3 protein-coding genes are annotated in these 2,725 nt (G+C 43.7%); all 3 read right to left on the reverse strand.

The features are described 5' to 3' along the window. Positions 1 to 73 precede the first annotated feature (73 nt). On the reverse strand, positions 74 to 670 hold the full coding sequence (locus tag ACURWW_RS17130) for an MAE_28990/MAE_18760 family HEPN-like nuclease (RefSeq protein WP_445618364.1): 597 nt from the start codon (positions 668 to 670) through the stop codon (positions 74 to 76). Then, on the reverse strand, positions 654 to 1,700 hold the full coding sequence (locus tag ACURWW_RS17135) for a DUF262 domain-containing protein (protein ID WP_445618365.1): 1,047 nt from the start codon (positions 1,698 to 1,700) through the stop codon (positions 654 to 656). Before ACURWW_RS17135 ends, ACURWW_RS17130 begins: the two co-directional genes overlap by 17 nt. Positions 1,701 to 2,201: 501 nt before the next feature. After that, a complete protein-coding gene (locus ACURWW_RS17140; RefSeq protein ID WP_445618366.1) occupies positions 2,202 to 2,567 on the reverse strand; it encodes a nuclear transport factor 2 family protein in 366 nt (121 codons plus the stop codon). Positions 2,568 to 2,725 lie beyond the last annotated feature (158 nt).

Here is a 2,725-nt window from a genome sequence, read left to right on the forward strand (position 1 = left end):
TTTACTTAATAAGGACCACCGGGCTCGTTCAACAATCAGATATGTTGCGGCAAGCGCAACATATCCTTATTTGTTATACAGTTTGTTCTTCTATGGCTTCTTTAACTGCAGCCATATAAGGAATTATCACATCAATGTAGGCCCTTAGATCTCCGAACGAAACATCGGCCGCGGCATCATTATGATGAACAATATTATTCCTTTTTCGGACGATTGTATTTACTAGATCTTTATTGTTCTCAAACCCCTCTTTACTTGACAGATCAACTCCTAGCGACTGAAATAGCTTTAATGTCCTATATGGGTTGGCCGAAATTTCATCAGAGATCTCTTTTTTAGTTACTGGCAATGATACATCCCTATATTTTAGGTTTTTATCTTTGATTCCAGTCCTTAGCCTCCAGTGCAAAAAATTGTGCGGTATTTTGGCATCAGCAACTCTGCCAGATATCATCTGCGAATGTTTGAAGGCTACATCTTGCAGATACGCCTCAAGATAACTGCAAACACTAATTAAGTAAGATTTGACGAAAAAGTTTACGTTATCATCAAATAACGGATCTGGCGCATCCGAAATAACTCTTTGCTCCGAGGTGATCACCACATCCTTTAACGTATCAAAAAGACTTTCGTATTGCGCATACAGAGTGGCACTAGCTGATTGCGGCATCCAACAATGGCCTCCATAGATTTCTTCTTCTTAAAATCGACGTTTTATTCTGTAACCCCCCTGACAAGGTTCGTCTAAATTCATCACTTGCGCATAGCTGATCGTAAGCTGCCCTAATTTCATCTTTCTTGTTATCTACGACCTGTTTATCTAACAAACCTACTGTAACCATGAGAAGATCATAATGAACCATGCCTTGCCTTGGTCTGTCTCTCGTCACATCTGTGAATAAATTCTCTTCAAACACGGTTCTACAGTTTCCTAACGCTGTTTGGAATCTATCACGCAACTGTGCAATCTCTTCTTCTCCAGCTTCAGCGTGTTTCTCCATAAATTCGTCAAGAAAGTTTCTTAATACGCCGTCATAGCTATCAAGTTCTAAGTCATCGGCGAATGCGAAAAACCTTAGCACTTGCTCGTCGGGTTCTCGGTCATCACGAACTTTGTCACTATTGTCAACTATTCCAAAATTAACTATTTCTGGCATGCTCGAAAGTTCTACTAAAAGATCATCCAAGCTTCCTGGATAAATAGCATGTCGTATTTCTTGGTCACTAAGTTGGACGGCCCCTTGGTTCAGTCGTGCAAATATTTCCCTGATGAGTTTCTTAGGATTTTCTTTCCGAAGAACAATGCAACGAATTGTTGTCGACTCAAGTTCGGCCTGAAGGTCCCCGAGTTCTGAAAACCTCTTTCCTTCAAGTTCTTTAAAAGTCGTCATTCCCTCCAAGGCGAATTCATCGTTAAAAAATTTGGTGATAGTCGTCAATCTTTGAACACCATCAATAACAAGCTGTTTTCTGCTTTCGTCCTCAGCAAAATAACAGGAAGGAAGAGGGATCCTCATTAAACAAGATTCGATAAATTTCGATGCCCTTACCCATCCGTCCTTATCCCACTTATACTTTCGCTGGAATTCAGGATCCAAAATGGTTTTTGGATTGTCGGAAGTGATTCTCGAAACCAATGTTTCAAATGGGTAGTCTATTGGGTAAAGATTTAACGTCTTATCTTCAACTTCTTCGCTCATTTGCTTTCCTATAGGTTAACGTTCTCATTCAATATTTTGTATAACGCCCCAAACAGCCGCGCGCTTTTTTGCGTCGGCTGCTTTGGCTTGTTAACTGTTTGCTATGGCCGCAAACAGTGTTTCTTTGTTTGGTTTCGATATTTCGCAAAATGTAATACCAAATGGCAAAATCCAAAAGTAAGTTGGCTTGATACGAAGCTTGTATAAAGCACTTTTCTGCTTCCTGAACTCAAGTTCGAGTTTATAGAATCCTGAATCATAAATAATGTTGTCATCTTGTATCTGAAGCTTGCTTACAGGCACATCTATGGAAAAGTTAATCTGCGTACCAAATATAGGACTGATTTTGTAGTAAGTCAGCCCGTTCTTTTCGTACAACTGCGAATTGGCAGTGCCTAGTGGTAAATCCATATGACAGTTAACGATGAAGCTCAGCCGCGGCTTGCCCGGAGCGAAGCGGAGGGTAGGCCGTCGGCTGCAGCGCATTGTTGGGCAAAGGCACTACTCCGGCGTATGCTGATGAATAACCAATTGCCACACTCCTGCGCGGAATGCGTAGGTACTACATACAAGAGCATGATATTCGTCGGTGCCTTCCCGCTGGGCCACGACTTTATACGTTACTGCCTGCACCGTACCTGATAGCGCCACGACTTGTAGATCCGATATTTCGAATGAGGCCCAAGGTGGCCCGCCCATGGTTTCTAGAATGCGCTCCCTGCCGGTAATGCGCATTCCTCCGGGAAAGAGCATCTCCGCATCGGGCGCCAGAATGGCGCCGTAGAACGACTGCGCTTCGCGAGGCCCGGTGGACAAGACTTGCCAGCCCTGGCGCTCCAAATCAGCAATATCGGTATCAGTACTCATAGCCTGCACTTACAAATGCCCAACGCCTCAATAACCGGCGCAGCTATGCTGCGTCCGGCGCCGAAGGCGCGAAGTTGATTGACTTGTTGAACGAAGCCGCTCCGCGGCAAAGCACAATACTGTTCAATTGAAGATAATTCCCCTACGTGCTCAAGCCC

It is taken from the genome of Gilvimarinus sp. F26214L, from assembly GCF_054401055.1.

What these genes read in the sequence shown, in the direction of transcription:
- ACURWW_RS17140 (WP_445618366.1), bottom strand. Translation starts at nt 2,567, where the DNA reads ATGAGTACTGATACCGATATTGCTGATTTGGAGCGCCAGGGCTGGCAA.
- ACURWW_RS17135 (WP_445618365.1), bottom strand. Translation starts at nt 1,700, where the DNA reads ATGAGCGAAGAAGTTGAAGATAAGACGTTAAATCTTTACCCAATAGAC.
- ACURWW_RS17130 (WP_445618364.1), bottom strand. Translation starts at nt 670, where the DNA reads ATGCCGCAATCAGCTAGTGCCACTCTGTATGCGCAATACGAAAGTCTT.